Raw genomic sequence first — 15,558 nt, 5'->3', positions numbered from 1 at the left:
TCGCCGCCCTTCCTCCGCTTTCCGGACATCGGGTGAGGGTAGGGACAAGACGCGCCGGTGCGACCGCGCGTCAGTTCCTGCCCCCTCTGCGGCGAAAGGCGAAAAGCCATGACCGGACAACCCCCGCTCGAACCCGTCGCCACCTTCTGCGGCAGCTGCAACTGCGGCTGCCCGCAACTGTTCGTCGACACCGGGGCCAGCGCCGACAAAAGGGTTCTGCTCACAGACGACTTCGGCCAGCGGATCCAGATGAGTGCGGATCAGTTCGGTTCCCTGCTCGACGAGGCGAAGGCCGGACGGCTGGACCACGTCCCGGGTTCCTGAAACAGCCGTCCGCCGACTCCGGAGACCGCCGACTCCGGAGACCGCCGGCTCCGGTCGTCGCGCGCGTACTCGCACAGAAGTGTGGACACCACCCGCCAAGTGGTGTAGACCTCTCTGCCATCCGCCATGCCGCGCGTCGTCGACCGAGAAGGAGCGCCCGGTGACTGCATCCACGACGGACCGTGCCGATGTCGTCCAGGGGCCGCGGGCCCGACGGGCGCTGATCGCCGGTTCGGTCGGCAACTTCATCGAGTGGTACGAGTTCGGCGTCTACGGGTACTTCGCCACGATCATCGCGGCGAACTTCTTCAGCCTGGCGGGCGCGAGCGACACCGAGAGCCTCGTCAAGACCTATGCGTCGTTCGCGCTCGCCTTCTTCTTCCGGCCGCTGGGCGCGGTGATATTCGGCCGCGCCGCCGACCGGATCGGCAGGCGCCCCACCCTCATCCTGGTCGTGCTGCTGATGACAGCTGCGACCACGGCGATCGGGCTCCTGCCGACGTACGCCACGATCGGAGCGGCCGCGCCCTGGCTGCTCACCGGTCTCAGGATCGTTCAAGGGCTCTCCGCGGGCGGTGAGTTCGGCGGCGCCGTCTCGGTGATGACCGAGTTCGCGCCCACCGGAAAGCGCGGACTCTACGGTTCCTGGCAGTCCTTCACCGTCGCCCTCGGACTCCTCGCCGGTGCCGGACTCGCCGCCGGGCTGGCGAGCGTCGTCAGCGAGAGCGCCATGAACGACTGGGGCTGGCGGGTACCGTTCCTGGTCGCCCTCCCGCTCGGCCTGGTCGCCCTGTGGCTGCGGCTCAAGCTCGAGGAGACCCCTTCCTTCCAACGGGCGCACGCCGGCGGCACCGGTACCGCCGCGGACGCGAAGCCGGTACCGGCCGCCCCGCCGCGTGCCGGCGAGGTCGCCAGGGCCATCGGCTGGGGCATCGCCCGCCTCATGGGCTGGTCCGCCGCCGGATACACCTTCCTCGTGGTCCTGCCCGGATATCTGCAGAACTCGCTCAACGCCACGTTCCAGCAGGCTCTGGTGGCGACCGTGCTGGCCAACCTGGGCTTCGCCTGCTCGATCGTTCCGGCCGGTGTGCTCAGTGACCGGATCGGGCGACGGCCCGTCATGGCGGCCGGTGCCGCGCTGGTCGCCGTACTCGCCTTCCCGCTGCTGTCGGTGCTCCAGGACACCTCGTCCTCGACGGCCGCCAAGTCGTTCATGGTCTTCGTCGCCGGTGCCGTGGTCGGGCTGATGGCCGGTCCCGGTCCCGCCATGCTCGCCGAGATGTTCCCCACCCGCGTGCGCTGCACCGGCCTCGGCCTGGCCTATTCGCTCTCCAACGCCGTCTTCTCCGGCTGCGCGGGCCTGATCATCACCGAGTTCATCAAGCGGACGGGAAACGTCGACATTCCCGCCTACTACGTCGTCGTGACCTGCGTGATCAGCGTGCCCGCGCTGCTCGCCCTGCGCGGCGACGATCACCGGCGGGAGCTGCGTGACTGACGCCACTACCACCGCACCACCGGAGCGTCCCGCGGCCGGCGCCCTCAGAGTCGTCGGACTGATGTCGGGCACGTCCTACGACGCCATCGACGCGGCTGCCGCGGACGTCTTCCTGGAGGACGGCACACTTGTCCTCACCCCGCTCGGCATGATCAGCCGTCCCTATCCGGCCGATCTGCAAGCCGAGTTGGCCGCCGCGCTGCCACCGGCTCCGACCACGATGGAGGCCGTGTGCCGGCTGGACACCGGCATCGGCCGGGCCTTTGCCGCCACCGCCCGGGAAGCGGTCGCGAAGCTCTGCGGCGGCCGCGCGGACCTGCTCGCCTCGCACGGCCAGACGGTCTTCCACTGGGTCGACGGGGGAGCGGTCCGCGGCACCCTTCAGATCGGGCAGCCCGCCTGGATCGCCGAGGCCACCGGCCTCCCGGTGGTCTCGGACTTCCGTGCCCGGGACGTCGCCGCGGGCGGCCAGGGCGCCCCGCTGGTCAGCATCGTCGACACCCTGTGGCTCCAGGGACGGCCGGGTTCACCGGTCGCGCTCAACCTGGGCGGCATCGGCAACATCACGATCGCCGGCAGCTGCGGGGAGCCCCTGGCGTTCGACACCGGGCCCGCCAACGCCCTGATCGACGCCGCGGTCCGGCACTTCACCGGCGGCAGGCTGCCGTTCGACCGGGACGGGGCCATGGCAGCCCGCGGAACCGTCCGTGCTCCGTTGCTCCGGCACCTGCTGGCCGACCCCTACTACGCCCGCCCCGCCCCCAAGACCACCGGCAAGGAACTGTTCCACCTGCCCTACCTGCTGGCGGCCCTCGGAAGGACCGGGGACGTCCCGGCCGACGACGTCGTCGCCACGCTCACCGCACTGACCGCCCGCACCGTCGCCGACGCGGTCCGGGCGCACGGAGGCACCGAGGTCATCGCTTCCGGCGGAGGCGTGGCCAACCCGGTGCTCATGCGGATGCTCGCCGCCGAGCTCCCCGGCGTGCCGGTGCGCACCTCGGACGAACTCGGCCTGCCATCCGCCGCGAAGGAATCCCTGGCCTTCGCGCTGCTCGGGTTCCTGACGCTGCACGGCCTGCCCGGAACCGTGCCGGCGTGCACCGGCGCGAGCCGTGCGTGCGTCCTCGGTTCGCTCACCCCGGGCGCCGCACCGCTGCGCCCGCCCGTCCCGGCGGACGGGATTCCGCCGCGGCGGCTGGTCGTCCGCGGGCGGTGACCGGCCCTCAGTCGCCGGCAGCGTCGTACAGCGCCGCGGCGACGGCCACCTCGGTGCCCGCCAGGCCCACCGAGCTGAACACGGTGATCGCGCGGCGGTCGGTGCGTGCCGTTGCCGACCCGGCCACCACGGCGCCCAGCTCCGTAACGCGGCGGCGGGCGAAGAGGTGCTCCTCGCCCAGGTCACAGCTCTGCGCGGCGGAGTCGGTGAAAACGCAGTCCGCCACGTCGACCAGGGTGGCCGGGACTTCGTGCCGGGAGACGGTCTTCGGGCCGAGCGTCGTGACATGGGTGCCCGGTGAGATCCAGGAGGCATCCAGGACCGGCGCCGCACTGTTCGTCGCCACGACCACCACGTCACGATCCCGCACGGCCTCCTCGGCCGGGACGACGGCCACGGCCGGCAACCCCAGCTCCCGGCGTGCACGTTCGGCGAGGGCCACGGCGCGCTCCCGGCGCCGGGCCGTGACGACGACATCCGTCACCGGCCGCACGGCGGCCAGTGCCCACAGCTGCGCCCAGGCCTGCACGCCCGCGCCCACCATGCCCAGGCGCACCGGCCCGGGGTTCGCGGCGACGTCGGCGGCCACGGCTCCGGTGGCCCCGGTGCGCCGGGGGCCGAGCTCGTGTCCGTGCACCAGCGCCACCACGTCGCCGCTGCGTACGTCCCAGAGGGCGACCAGCTGCTGCGCGCCGGCGAAGGTGTCGTAGGAGCGGAAGCCGAACAGGCCCCGCTCGCGCAGACGTCCGGCGGTGAAGACCAGGGATCCCCCTCCGAGCGCGGCGTGCACCCGTGCCGGGGCGGCCAGTTCGCCGGCGTCGTGGGCCAGCAGCGCCGTGCGGACGGCGCTGACGGCGGTCGGTGCGTCCAGCAGGCGGCGCACGTCATCGTCGTCGAACAGTCGTGGCGGCATGGGCGGTTGCCTTTCCCCGGGGCGAGCGGACCGGAGCACTGTCGCACGGAGGCGTCCTCCTCCGCCTCGGACCGCAGGCCGAACCGTCCCCGGTCCCGCGACCGGGGACTGCCGGCGGGTCAGGCGTGTCCGGTGACCAGGTGCAGCGGTATCTCCCCGCAGCTCAGCAGGCTGGGGCCGGGACCGCCGGGTGCGGGGGCCGCAGCGGAGGAGCGGGTCTCACCGAGCGGCGGATCCTTCAGCAGCGACCCGGCCAGGTGACGGGGGTCCGTGGAGGCCACCACCCGGCCCCGGGTGTTGACCAGACAGGCCGGTCCGGGCAGCTGTTGCAGGGCGGGCATCACCGCGTTCTCGAAGTGCCGCAGGTAGACGTCGGCCGCGGCGACCCCGATGAACCGGCCGGCCGAGTACACGGGCAGGGCGAGGGTGAGGCTGTACTCGTCGGAGCACAGGTAGTCCACGTACGGCCCGGAGACGGCCCGGCCGCCCGTGGCGCGGGGCACGGTGAACCATTCCCAGTGCGTGTAGTCCGAGTACGCGGAGGTGTTCGGGTCCAGGTCGAGCTGCAACGGCCGGAACGACCCGTCCGGGGCGTTCTGCCACCAGTCGAGCCAGACCGGTACGTCGCCGAGCAGCCCGGGCTCGGCGATGAAGCCCACTCCGGAGATCAGGTCGCGCCCCGATGCGAGCTGTTGTCTGAGCAGTTCGGGAAGCGCCGCGAAGTCGGCCGTGGTGAGATCCCGGTCCTCGGCGTCGGCGGGCGCGGCGAGTTGCTCGCACCGGTCGCGTGTTCTCGCGACCTCCTGGAAAACACCTTCGAGGATCCGGCTCACCTCGTCGATCACGTCCGACGCTCCCGTGCGGGCGGGAGAGCCGGTCGGGTGTGTGGTGACCACGGTGCTGCCTCCGGGGCTTGCTGCGCGGGTCGGTGAGTTCGGTGCGCCCTTGCGGACGGCGGTCAGCCGGCGATGCCGAGGCGCAGTCCGATCAGACGCGCCATTGCGTCCTGTACGCACTCTTCGGCCAGGGTTCCTGCCCGGTCCCCGGCGCCGTCGCGCACGGCGCCGATGAGGGTGCGTTGGAGGGTCACGGTCCGGGTGTGGTCCTCCTCCTCGGTGAGTGCGAGACAGAGTAGCGTCCCGATCTCCGCCTGAAAACGGATCTCCTCACGCGTGAGGCGGGCCGACTGCGCGGCAGCCGCCAGTTCGACGTGGAAGCGGGCATGGATCCTGGCGCGGGCCGCGGGTTCGGTCGCCGCTGCGAGCGCGTCCACGGAGCGGTGGAGCGGGGCCAGGTCCTCCGGCTCGGTGCGCTGCGCGGCCAGGCGCGCGGCGGCCCCGGTGATCGCCGCCCAGTGGTCGGCGAGATCACGCAGGTCAGGGGTGCTCCAGTCGGCGAGGCGCAGGAACAGCCGCTCGCTCAGCGGCTTGGCGGGGCTCACGACGAAGCTGCCGCCGCCCCGGCCGCGACGGGTGGTGACCAGCCCCTGCTGCCGCAGGGCCATCAGGGCTTCGCGCAGGGTCACGGTGGAGACGCCGAGCCGGGTCGAGAGCTCGCTCTCGCCCGGCAGTTGCTCACCGTCGGCGAGAAGGCCCAGCTCAATGGCATCACCGAGGCGCCGCACCACGGCGTCCACCCGGGCGACGGTGTCCACGGGAGCGAAAACCGCATGCCGGGCGTCGTTCTCCACTCGACTCACGTGCACCACCTTCCGCTTGACCGAAACTTTACCCCAGGAAGCTATTGCAGTTTGAACTATGGGTTCATATGTTTTCTGCCAACGCCCAGAGCACCAGAAAGGTTCCCGTCATGGAAGGGACAGCCATCCGGCTGCAGAGCCTGCGCAAGTCCTTCGCCGAGGTGGACGCGGTCGCCGGCGTCGACCTGGAGATCCGCGACGGCGAGTTCTTCTCCATGCTGGGGCCCTCCGGCTCGGGCAAGACGACCGTCCTCCGCCTCATAGCCGGCTTCGAGTCCCCGACGAGCGGAACGATCGAACTGGCGGGACGCGACGTCACCCGTCTCGCTCCCTTCGAGCGAGACGTCAACACGGTCTTCCAGGACTACGCCCTCTTCCCGCACATGACCCTCGAGCAGAACGTCGCCTACGGCCTGAAGGTGCGCAAGGTGGCCAAGGCGGAGCGGATCGAGCGGGCCCGGGAAGCGCTGCGCGACGTCCGCCTCGAGGGATACGGAAACCGGCGCCCCTCCCAGCTCTCCGGCGGGCAGAGGCAGCGCGTCGCGCTCGCCCGCGCCCTGGTCAACCGTCCCAAGGTCCTCCTCCTCGACGAGCCCCTCGGCGCCCTCGACCTCAAGTTGCGCGAGGAAATGCAGGTCGAACTCAAGGAGTTGCAGCGCGATGTCGGCATCACCTTCGTGTTCGTCACCCACGACCAGGAGGAGGCGCTGACCATGAGCGACCGGATCGCGGTCTTCAACCGCGGCCGGATCGAACAGGTCGGTACCCCCGCCGAGGTGTACGAACACCCCGCGACCCCCTTCGTCGCCGGTTTCGTCGGCACCTCGAACCTGCTGACCGGCGAGAGCGCGGAGAAGGTCGTCGGCAGTCCCGGCACGTACAGCATCCGGCCCGAGAAGATCCGGCTGGCGCAGGCTCCGGCCGACGCCGACGCCGGCGTCGGCAGCGACCACTCCACGGCGGTGGGCACTGTCGCCGACGTCGTCTACCTCGGCGACTCCACCCGCTTCCTGGTGGACCTCGATACCGGAGGCCGGCTGACAGCCGTCCAGCAGAACCTCGACACCTCGTCCGCCGACGTCGACGCCTTCCGCGGCTCCCGCGTCCGCCTCCACTGGCACCGGCGCCACAACTTCCTTGTCGAATAGGCCCCTTGAGCTCCAGGACGCACCCCGCCCTGGCCCCCGGTCCGCTCCCGATGATGTCCCCCCACCACCGAACGGAGAACTCGTGCGCCCGACCCGTTCCCTCACCGCGCTGGCCGCGGTGGCCGCACTCGCCGTGACCACGGCCTGCGGTTCCACCGGCTCCAGCGGCGGCAAGAACTCCGACGGAACCTTCACCCCACCGAAGCAGAGTGCGCCCAAGAAGCTCGGCAAGACCGAGGGCAAGGTCAACCTGATCGCCTGGGCCGGCTACGCCGAGGACGGCTCCAACGATCCCAAGACCGACTGGGTCACCCCGTTCGAGAAGAAGACGGGGTGCCAGGTGAACACCAAGACGGCCGGCACGTCCGACGAGATGGTCAACCTGATGAAGACCGGCGAGTACGACGCGGTCTCGGCCTCGGGCGACGCCTCGCTGCGCCTCATCGCCTCCGGTGACGCAGCCCCGGTCAACACCGACCTGGTGCCCAACTACAAGAACATCTTCGACAGCCTCAAGCAGCGCAAGTGGAACTCCGTCGGGGGTGTCTCCTACGGCATCCCGCACGGTCGCGGCGCCAACCTCCTCATGTACCGCAAGGACAAGGTCAAGCCGGCTCCCGACTCGTGGGGCTCGGTCTTCGAGAAGGACTCGAAGTACAAGGGGAAGATCACCGCCTACGACTCCCCGATCTACATTGCGGACGCCGCGCTGTACCTGATGAAGACCAAGCCGGAACTCGGCATCAAGGACCCGTACGCGCTCGACCAGAAACAGTTCGACGCCGCGGTGGCGCTGCTCAAGCAGCAGAACGCCAACGTCGGCGAGTACTGGAGCGACTACCTCAAGGAGATCTCCGCCTTCAAGAGCGGCGACTCCGTGCTCGGCACCACCTGGCAGGTCATCGCCAACACCGCACAGGCGGAGAAGGCCCCGGTCGAGGCCGTCCTCCCCAAGGAGGGCAGCACCGGCTGGTCCGACACCTGGATGGTCTCCTCGAAGGCGAAGAACCCCAACTGCGCCTACAAGTGGCTGGACTGGATCGTCTCGCCGAAGACGAACGCCCAGGTCGCCGAGTACTTCGGTGAGGCGCCGGCCAACGAGCTGTCCTGCAAGGAGACGGCCGAGAAGAGCCACTGCACGACCTACCACGCAGCCGACGAGGACTACTGGAAGCGCGTCCACTTCTGGACCACCCCGATCCCGCAGTGCGTCGACGGCCGCAAGAACGCGAAGTGCGTGCCCTACGCCAAGTGGGTGCAGGCCTGGACTTCGATCAAGGGCTGAGCACACATGACCGACACCGCGCCTGCCGCCGGCCTCGGCCGGCGGCTCGCCGGGACCCTGCACCGCCGCCCGCGGCTGCGGCTGTCCCTGCTGCTGTCCGCACCGCTGTTCTGGCTGATCGTCGCCTACCTGGGATCCCTGGCCGCGCTCTTCCTGTCGGCCTTCTGGACCACGGACGCGTTCACCTCGAACGTGGTGAAGTCCTGGAACCTGGACAACTTCGTCACCGTCCTCAGCGAGTCCGTCTACCGCGACGTGGCACTGCGCAGCGTCGGGGTGGCCGTCGCCGTCACCCTCATAGACATCTGCCTGGCCTTCCCGATCGCGTTCTACACCGCGAGGGTCGCCCGCCCGCGCCACCGGCCCCTGCTGGTCGTCGCGGTGCTGACCCCGCTCTGGGCGAGCTACCTCGTCAAGGCCTACGCCTGGCGGCTCATCCTCTCCGAAGGCGGCCTCGCCGACTGGGTGTTCGGGCCGTTCGGGACCGAAGGACCGGGCTACGGTCTCGCCGCCGTGATCACGGTGCTGTCGTACCTGTGGCTGCCGTACATGATCCTGCCGATCCACGCCGGACTCGAGCAGCTCCCCGGCAACCTCCTGGACGCCTCGGCGGACCTCGGCGCCCGCACCTGGCGCACCTTCACCTCCGTCGTGATGCCGATGGTCTTCCCCTCCATCGCCGCCGGATCGGTGTTCACCTTCTCGCTCAGCCTCGGCGACTACATCGCCGTCCAGATCGTGGGCGGGAAGACGCAGCTCATCGGCAATCTCGTGTACTCCAACATCACGCTCGACCTGCCGCTGGCGGCAGCGCTCGGCACCGTTCCCGTGGCCGTCATCGTGCTCTACCTGCTCGCAGTGCGCCGCAGTGGGGCCCTCAACAGCCTCTGACCGGAAGGCGATCGATGAATCTCTCGCGTCCCGCGCGGATCGCCCTGCGCATCGCCGCCGGGCTCGGCTTCGCGGTCATCTACGTGCCGCTGACGCTTGTCCTGGTCAACTCCTTCAACATCGACCGCAGTTCGGGCTGGCCACCGGCCGGGCTGACGCTGAACTGGTGGGAGCAGGCCTGGCACAGCAACGGCGCACGAGCTGCCCTGTGGACCTCGGTCAAGGCGGCACTGGGAGCGACGGGCATCTCCCTCGTGCTCGGAACGCTGCTCGCCTTCGCCGTCCAGCGCTACCGCTTCTTCGGCCGGGAGAGCATCTCGTTCCTCGTCGTGCTGCCCATCGCCCTGCCCGGCATCGTCACCGGCGTCGCCCTCAACACCGCGTTCCGGGCCGTGCTGGAGCCGTTCGGCGTCGGCCTCGGAATGTTCACCGTCGTGGTGGGCCACGCGACGTTCTGTGTCGTCGTGGTCTTCAACAACGTGATCGCCCGGCTCCGCAGGACGGCCCTCTCGTTCGAGGAGGCGGCGGCCGACCTGGGTGCGGACACGTTCCAGATCTTCCGCGACATCACTTTCCCGCTGGTGCGGTCGGCCCTGGTGGCCGGAGCGCTCCTGTCGTTCGCGCTGTCGTTCGACGAGATCGTGGTGACCACCTTCACCGCCGGTCCCGGCGTGCAGACGCTCCCCATCTGGGTGTTCTCCAACATGACGCGGCCGGCGCAGGCCCCGGTCGTCAACGTGGTCGCCGCGGTCCTGGTCCTGCTGTCCGTCCTCCCGATCTACCTGGCCCAGCGGCTGTCCTCGGACACCGCCGGGACCAGCCGGATCTGAGACCGCCGGGCGTACGGCCGGGGCCGCCGGGAGCGCTCACCCCGGCCGCCCCGCCGCACCCCGGCCTGTGCGGTACCGATGGCCGGTGCTCCCACCCCGCACCGGGCCGCCGGGACGGAGACGACGCCTCCCGCCCCGGCCGGGAGGCCGCCTGCCGCACCCCTCGGTAGCGTGAGAGACATGCAGATGCCCCTGCACACCCCTCGCCTCGAGGTGCGGGACTGGCGAGTCACCGACGCCGAGGCCGCGCTGCAGATCTACGGCGCGCAGGAAGTGGCGCACTGGCTGACGCCCGCCATGAACCGGGTCGCGGACGTACCGGCGATGCGCGGCGTCCTCCAGGCCTGGCACGAGGCGCAGCCCAACCTGGTCAGACCCAGCGGCCGTTGGGCGATCGAACGGCGCTCGGACGCCGAGGTCGTCGGCGGCCTGGTGATCCGCCTGCTGCCGCCCTACGAGGAGGACCTCGAGATCGGCTGGCAGCTCCGGCCCGATGCCTGGGGCCACGGGTATGCGACCGAGGCCGGCGCGGCCCTGATCCGCTGGGCGTTCGAGCAGGGGATCGACGAACTCTTCGCGGTCGCCCGGCCGCGCAACGAACGGGCAGCGGCCATGGCCCGCCGGTTGGGAATGGAGTGGGTCGGGGAGACCGGCAAGTACTACGACATGCGACTCGAGGTCTACCGGATCCGCCCCGCGGACCTGCCCGGCCCCCCGGTCAGATCCGGGTAGCCCCTCCGGCCGTACGCTCCTGCCGTTCGCGGGCCGCCGCGCCCCGCGCCGCCCCGTCGTCCGATCCGGCCACCACGCGCAGCACGTGCTCAGCCGCCGCGGCCATCGCCGCCCGGGCAGGCGCCAGAAAGGTCCGCGGATCCACCACGGACGGGTTCTCCGTCAGGCAGCGCCGCAGCTCCGTGGTGAAGGCGACGTTCAGCGCCGTCCCCACGTTGATCTTCACCATCCCGGCCCGCACGGCCAGTCGCAGCTCGGCATCCGGCACTCCCGAGGAGCCGTGCAGCACGAGGGGCACCGGCACGGCCTCGCGCAGCCGCCCGATCAGTTCGTGATCGAGCCGGGCGGTCCGCTCCGTCATCGCGTGCGACGTACCCACGGCCACGGCGAGCGCGTCCACGCCGGTGTCCGCGACGAACCGTGCCGCCTCGGCCGGATCGGTCCTCGCCCCCGGCGCGTGCGCCCCGTCCTTGCCGCCGATCTCGCCCAGCTCGGCCTCCAGCCACACACCCCTGCCATGTGCCCAGCGCACGGCCTCGGCCGTGGTCCGGACGTTGGACGCGTACGCCAGGCCGGAGGCGTCGAACATCGCGGACGACACCCCCGCCGTCACGCCCTCGCTCAGCAGGGCGCGGTCCCGCACGTGGTCCAGATGCACTCCGACGGGCACGCCCGCCGTCCGGGCGAGTGCCAGCGCGGCGGACAGCAGCGGCGTCGCCGACCCGCCGTGGTACTTCACCGCGTTCTCGCTGACCTGGAGTACGACGGGCAGCCCGGTGCTCTCCGCGGCCCGCACGATCGCCTCCGCGTGCTCCAGGGTGATGACGTTCAGCGCGGCGAGGCCTCGCCCGCACGCACGTGCACCGTCGACGAGAGCGGCGGTCTCCGTGAGCGGCACGGTTCTCCTTCGGCGTTCGGATCGACGGCGGCAGGGGAGCGGCAGCGGGCGGCGGCCGACGTCAGCCGAGGACGACGGAACGGGTCAGATGGCGGGGACGGTCCGGGTCGAGGCCCTTCGCCTCGGCGACCGCGACGGCCAGCCGCTGGGCCCGGATCAGATCCGCCATCGGGTCGAGCGCCGGCCCCTCGCCGGGACGAGACCCGGCGACGAGCGTGCCCCCGGCCCGTGCCACGTCCGCGTCGAGCCCCTCGGGCACCGCACCGAACACCCAGACGACGCGGCCCGGGCCGGTGATGCTGACCGGCCCGTGCCGGTACTCCATCGCGGGATACGCCTCCGTCCAGGCGCCCGCTGCCTCACGCATCTTCAGCGCGGCCTCCTGCGCGAGACCGTACGTCCAGCCCGTTCCGAGGAAGGTGAACTGGTCGGCGGACAGCAGGCGACCGGGCAGGTCCTCCGTGACGGCCCGTTCGGCGTCCCCGGTTGCCGGGCCGGTGTCCTCCCCGAGGTGGGCGCGCAACAGAGCGAGCACGGCGGTCGCGAAACGCGTCTGCACGACGGACTGCTCGTCGGCGTGCTCGAGCGGCACGAGGTGGTGGGCCCGGTCGGCGACGGGCGTCCGCGGATCGGCCGTGACCGCGACCGTCGTGGTGCGTTCCCGCTGCCGGGCGAGAAGGTCGAGGACCTCGGTCGTGGTGCCGGACCGGGTGATCGCCAGAACCCGGTCGTAGCGGCGGCCGGCGGGGAACTCCGAGGCGGGGAAGGCGTCGGTCTCGCCCTGCCCGGCCTCCTCACGCAAGGCGGCGAAGGCCTGGGCAATGAACCACGACGTCCCGCAACCGACGACGGCCGCCCGCTCACCGGGGCGGGGCAGAACGTCCCCGGCTGCGCCGGCGAGGCCGGCCGCCCGGCGCCACACCCCGGGCTGCGAGGCGATCTCGGCTGCGGTCGTCGATGCGCCGTGCGGCATGCGCGAACTCCTCGTCGTCGCCCGGTGGAATCCGGAAAGCGGTGTCCGCCGGCCGGGCCGGCCGACGACGCCGATCCGGATCGTTCCACGCACGTCACGGGCCGTAAAGAGCCTCCCGCGACCGGCACCGGAGCGGGGCGCCGGCCCACGGTGGGCTACTCGGGTCGCGGCGGCGGCTTCTCCCGGGGGGCGGTGTGCGGCAGGGACGTCGCCGGAACCGTGCCCATCCGGCCGCTCCGGAAATCCTCCACGGCCTGCATCAGCTCGTCCTGCGTGTTCATCACGAACGGTCCGTAGTGGGCGACCGGTTCACCGATCGGGCGTCCACCGAGGACCAGGACGTCGAACGCCCCCGAGCGGCTGTCGCCGTGTTCGGCGGCCGTCACCGTCAGAGCGTCGCCCGGACCGAACAGCGCCAGCTGGGCGGCGTGCAGCGGCCGCCCCTCGGCCCCCACGGAACCGCGCCCGGACAGTGCGTAGACCAGGGCGTTGAAATCGGAACGCCAGGGCAGCACCATGCGCGCGCCCGGACTGAGGGTTGCGTGGATCAGCGTGATCGGGGTGAAGGTGCTGCCCGGCCCGCGCCGGCCTCCCACTTCGCCCGCGATGACCCGGACCAGCGCCCCGCCGTCCGGGGTGGACAGCAGCGTGGCCTCCCGGCCCTCGATGCCCTGATAGCGCGGAGGGTTCCACTTGTTCGCACTCGGCAGGTTCACCCACAGCTGGATGCCGTGGAACACCCCGCCCGACAGCACCAGGTGCTCCGGCGGCGTCTCGATGTGCAGGATCCCGCTTCCGGCGGTCATCCACTGGGTTCCGCCGTCGGTGATCAACCCGCCGCCGCCGTTGGAGTCCTGATGCCGGATCATCCCGTCGATCATGTACGTGACGGTCTCGAAACCCCGGTGCGGATGCCACGGCGTGCCCTTCGGCTCACCGGGCGCGTAGTCGACCTCGCCCATCTGGTCCATGTGCACGAACGGGTCCAGGTCGCGCAGCGCCACTCCCGCGAACGCCCGGTGTACCGGGAACCCCTCGCCTTCGAAGCCGGACGGTGCGGTGGTGACGGAGCGCACCGGTCGCTGGACGCCGTTCACAGGATCCGGTTCTCCGAGGCGGGGGAGCGTCACGGTGCTCTCCACGGTCACAGCGGGCATGGAGTCCTCCTCCGGCCGGACGGCTGTCGGTTCCGTTCCCCTCTCAGTGCCAACAGTCGTCCGGGTGCATGTAGTCCCGGAGCCCCGGATCCGTCCGAGCGTGCCGCGGGCCTCAGCCCAGACGAGCGTCCAAAGTGATGTCCGTCCCGGCCAGGGCCTTGCTCACCGGGCAGTTCGTCCTGGCCCCCTCGGCCGCCGAGACGAAGTCCGCCTCGGACAGGCCCGGGACGACCGCGCGGACCGTCAGCCTGATGCCGGACACGGCCCCGGCGGCGGCGTCGAACGTGACGTCCGCCCGGGTCTCGATGCTCTCCGGCGGCGTGCCGTTCTTCGCGAGGTCGGCCGACAGGGCCATGGAGAAGCACGAGGAGTGGGCCGCCGCGATGAGCTCCTCGGGGCTCGTCCTGCCGTTCGCCTCCTGGGACCGCGACGCCCAGGTGACGTCGGTGGACGGCAGGTGCGAGGACTCGAAGGCGATCGTGCCCTGGCCCGAGGCGAGATCGCCCGTCCAGTCGGTGCGAGCGGTGCGGACCGTGGCCATGGGGTGCCTCCTGTTCGCTGCGACGACGTGCGGTGGGCGGTGCGCACCGCCCAGTCTCGACGCATACCAGCCACCCGGCCACCGCACGGCTCCTCAACCACCCCCTGCTCAGCGGCGGGACGACCCGCGAGTAGCATCCGGTTCCGCACCTCCGTGGACCTCGGGTCCCGGCCGAGAAGGGACGAAACATGGCCAAGCCACCCGCAGCCGGCTCCCCAGCGCCTCCCTTCTCGCTCCCGGGGGTGACGGTCGGCCCGGACGGGTCGCAGTACGGCGACTTCTCCCTCGACCGGGCCCGGGGCAATCCGCTGGTCCTGGTGTTCTACCCCGGCGACAACACGCCCGTGTGCACCCGGCAGCTGTGCTCGTACACCACCGACCTCGACCGTTTCCGCGACCTGGGCGCCGCGGTCTGGGGCGTCAGCCCGCAGGACACCGGCAGTCATGAGAGCTTCGCCCGGCAGCACGGACTCGCCATGCCGCTGCTCGCCGACACCGACCGGGCCGCCGCTCGTGCCTACGGCATAGCCGTGCCCGGACTCGGCCTGCGCCGCTCGGTGTTCGTCCTCGACGACCGCGGTACCGTCCGCTGGCGGCACGTGGCGCTCGCCGGGCTCACCTTCCAGAGCACCGACACGCTGGCCGAACAGGTCCGTGCCGTGCTGAGGACGCCGTAGCGCGGGCACACGATGTGAGGATGGGTGTCCGAGGCCGGCACCCCGCCCGGGTCCGCCTCCGGGATCCGCAGAGCCCCCGCAGACGAGCCGATTCGACGACGCCGAGGACCGGACGCACCGTGCACACTGAACCGCCCGCAGACACCCGGCGTCCCGGCCGGGCCCTCGGGCCGCCGCGGCCCAGCCGCTGGCGGGACTCACTCACCGCTCTGCGCCGCGTTCCGCTCGCCGCCTGGGACGAGGACGCCACCGAGCGGGCGGCGGCCCTGACCTACTACACCGTGCTGGCGTTCTTCCCCACGCTCCTGGTCACCGTCTCGCTGATCGGCATCGCCGGGGTCTCCCCGCCCCAGGAACTGATCAGCGAGTTCAGCGCCGTCGTACCCACCGACTCGCAGCCCCTGATGCGGCACACCCTCTCCGACATGTCAGCCCGGCACTCCGCCGCCTGGCTGCTCGTCTTCAGCGGCCTCGTCGCTGCGCTCTGGTCCTCCTCCAGCTACCTCGCGGTGTTCCGCCGCGCGCTGCACACCATGTACGGGGTGAAGGACAACCGGCCCGCCTGGCGCGCCTTCCCGCGCATCGTGCTCACCGCCTCGGTCCTGCTGGCACTGCTCGCCTGCAGCGCGCTGGCCCTGCTCGTGACCGGGGAGCTGGCCCGGGCCACGGGCCAGTTCCTGGGCGCCGACGCGGTTGCCGTCACCGCGTGGAACACCCTGAAGTGGCCGCTGCTCCTGGCGATCGCCGTGGTGCTGGTGCTCGTGCTCTTCCGG

At 71.5% G+C, this 15,558-nt stretch carries 17 protein-coding genes; 10 read left to right on the top strand and 7 right to left on the bottom strand.

What is annotated here, in order from left to right; all coding sequences use genetic code 11:
• Nucleotides 1-108: 108 nt before the first annotated feature.
• The 3 genes from M1E25_RS22560 to M1E25_RS22550 all read left to right on the top strand — a co-directional run bounded on the left by M1E25_RS22560 (nt 109) and on the right by M1E25_RS22550 (nt 3,041).
• A complete protein-coding gene (locus M1E25_RS22560; RefSeq protein WP_251418604.1) occupies nt 109-324 on the top strand; it encodes a hypothetical protein in 216 nt (71 codons plus the stop codon).
• A 160-nt stretch (nt 325-484) separates the two neighbouring features.
• Entirely contained in the window at nt 485-1,822 is a 1,338-nt protein-coding gene (locus M1E25_RS22555) for an MFS transporter (protein ID WP_251418602.1), read from the top strand.
• Nucleotides 1,815-3,041: an anhydro-N-acetylmuramic acid kinase gene (locus M1E25_RS22550; protein WP_308290467.1), complete on the top strand. Its 1,227-nt coding sequence runs from the start codon at nt 1,815-1,817 to the stop codon at nt 3,039-3,041. Before M1E25_RS22555 ends, M1E25_RS22550 begins: the two co-directional genes overlap by 8 nt.
• Nucleotides 3,042-3,048: 7 nt before the next feature.
• On the opposite strand, the gene M1E25_RS22545 is transcribed toward M1E25_RS22550, so the two are convergent.
• The 3 genes from M1E25_RS22545 to M1E25_RS22535 form a co-directional block, all read right to left on the bottom strand.
• A complete protein-coding gene (locus M1E25_RS22545; protein WP_251418600.1) occupies nt 3,049-3,954 on the bottom strand; it encodes an NAD(P)-binding domain-containing protein in 906 nt (301 codons plus the stop codon).
• A 119-nt stretch (nt 3,955-4,073) separates the two neighbouring features.
• Nucleotides 4,074-4,799: a cache domain-containing protein gene (locus M1E25_RS22540; RefSeq protein WP_308290466.1), complete on the bottom strand. Its 726-nt coding sequence runs from the start codon at nt 4,797-4,799 to the stop codon at nt 4,074-4,076.
• A 113-nt stretch (nt 4,800-4,912) separates the two neighbouring features.
• Nucleotides 4,913-5,659 (bottom strand): FadR/GntR family transcriptional regulator, encoded by a 747-nt coding sequence (locus M1E25_RS22535; RefSeq protein ID WP_372501314.1) that lies wholly within the window; start codon nt 5,657-5,659, stop codon nt 4,913-4,915.
• A 104-nt stretch (nt 5,660-5,763) separates the two neighbouring features.
• Here M1E25_RS22535 and M1E25_RS22530 point away from each other — a divergent pair, with 104 nt between their 5' ends.
• The 5 genes from M1E25_RS22530 (at nt 5,764) to M1E25_RS22510 (ending at nt 10,539) form a co-directional block, all read left to right on the top strand.
• Nucleotides 5,764-6,801, top strand: a complete 1,038-nt coding sequence (locus M1E25_RS22530) for an ABC transporter ATP-binding protein (RefSeq protein WP_251418594.1) — start codon at nt 5,764-5,766, stop codon at nt 6,799-6,801.
• 82 nt (nt 6,802-6,883) lie between these two features.
• On the top strand, nt 6,884-8,086 hold the full coding sequence (locus tag M1E25_RS22525) for an ABC transporter substrate-binding protein (RefSeq protein ID WP_251418592.1): 1,203 nt from the start codon (nt 6,884-6,886) through the stop codon (nt 8,084-8,086).
• A gap of 6 nt (nt 8,087-8,092) precedes the next feature.
• A complete protein-coding gene (locus tag M1E25_RS22520; protein WP_251418590.1) occupies nt 8,093-8,977 on the top strand; it encodes an ABC transporter permease in 885 nt (294 codons plus the stop codon).
• 14 nt (nt 8,978-8,991) lie between these two features.
• Entirely contained in the window at nt 8,992-9,807 is an 816-nt protein-coding gene (locus tag M1E25_RS22515; protein ID WP_251418589.1) for an ABC transporter permease, read from the top strand.
• A gap of 180 nt (nt 9,808-9,987) precedes the next feature.
• A complete protein-coding gene (locus M1E25_RS22510) occupies nt 9,988-10,539 on the top strand; it encodes a GNAT family N-acetyltransferase (protein ID WP_251418587.1) in 552 nt (183 codons plus the stop codon).
• On the opposite strand, the gene M1E25_RS22505 is transcribed toward M1E25_RS22510, so the two are convergent.
• From M1E25_RS22505 to M1E25_RS22490, 4 genes are all read right to left on the bottom strand, one after another.
• The gene (locus M1E25_RS22505; protein WP_251418585.1) at nt 10,526-11,437 is read right to left on the bottom strand and encodes a class II fructose-bisphosphate aldolase; all 912 of its coding nucleotides are present in this window, start codon (nt 11,435-11,437) and stop codon (nt 10,526-10,528) included. The genes M1E25_RS22510 and M1E25_RS22505 overlap by 14 nt on opposite strands.
• Nucleotides 11,438-11,498: 61 nt before the next feature.
• Nucleotides 11,499-12,410, bottom strand: a complete 912-nt coding sequence (locus M1E25_RS22500; protein WP_251418583.1) for an SIS domain-containing protein — start codon at nt 12,408-12,410, stop codon at nt 11,499-11,501.
• A gap of 155 nt (nt 12,411-12,565) precedes the next feature.
• Nucleotides 12,566-13,567: a pirin family protein gene (locus M1E25_RS22495; protein WP_251418581.1), complete on the bottom strand. Its 1,002-nt coding sequence runs from the start codon at nt 13,565-13,567 to the stop codon at nt 12,566-12,568.
• 112 nt (nt 13,568-13,679) lie between these two features.
• A complete protein-coding gene (locus tag M1E25_RS22490) occupies nt 13,680-14,108 on the bottom strand; it encodes an OsmC family protein (RefSeq protein WP_251418579.1) in 429 nt (142 codons plus the stop codon).
• Between the two features lie 188 nt (nt 14,109-14,296).
• On the opposite strand from M1E25_RS22490, the gene M1E25_RS22485 reads away from it, so the two are divergent.
• Together M1E25_RS22485 and M1E25_RS22480 are read left to right on the top strand one after the other, a co-directional pair.
• Nucleotides 14,297-14,785: a peroxiredoxin gene (locus M1E25_RS22485; protein ID WP_251418577.1), complete on the top strand. Its 489-nt coding sequence runs from the start codon at nt 14,297-14,299 to the stop codon at nt 14,783-14,785.
• Nucleotides 14,786-14,904: 119 nt separating this feature from the next.
• Nucleotides 14,905-15,558: YihY/virulence factor BrkB family protein (locus tag M1E25_RS22480; RefSeq protein ID WP_251418575.1), on the top strand; the 654-nt coding region annotated here is incomplete at its 3' end.

The organism is Streptomyces meridianus, assembly GCF_023703325.1.
Classification (GTDB): Bacteria; Actinomycetota; Actinomycetes; order Streptomycetales; family Streptomycetaceae; genus Streptomyces; species Streptomyces meridianus.
Note: the sequence above shows the minus strand (reverse complement) of the source record. Positions and strands in the feature narration are given on the sequence as shown.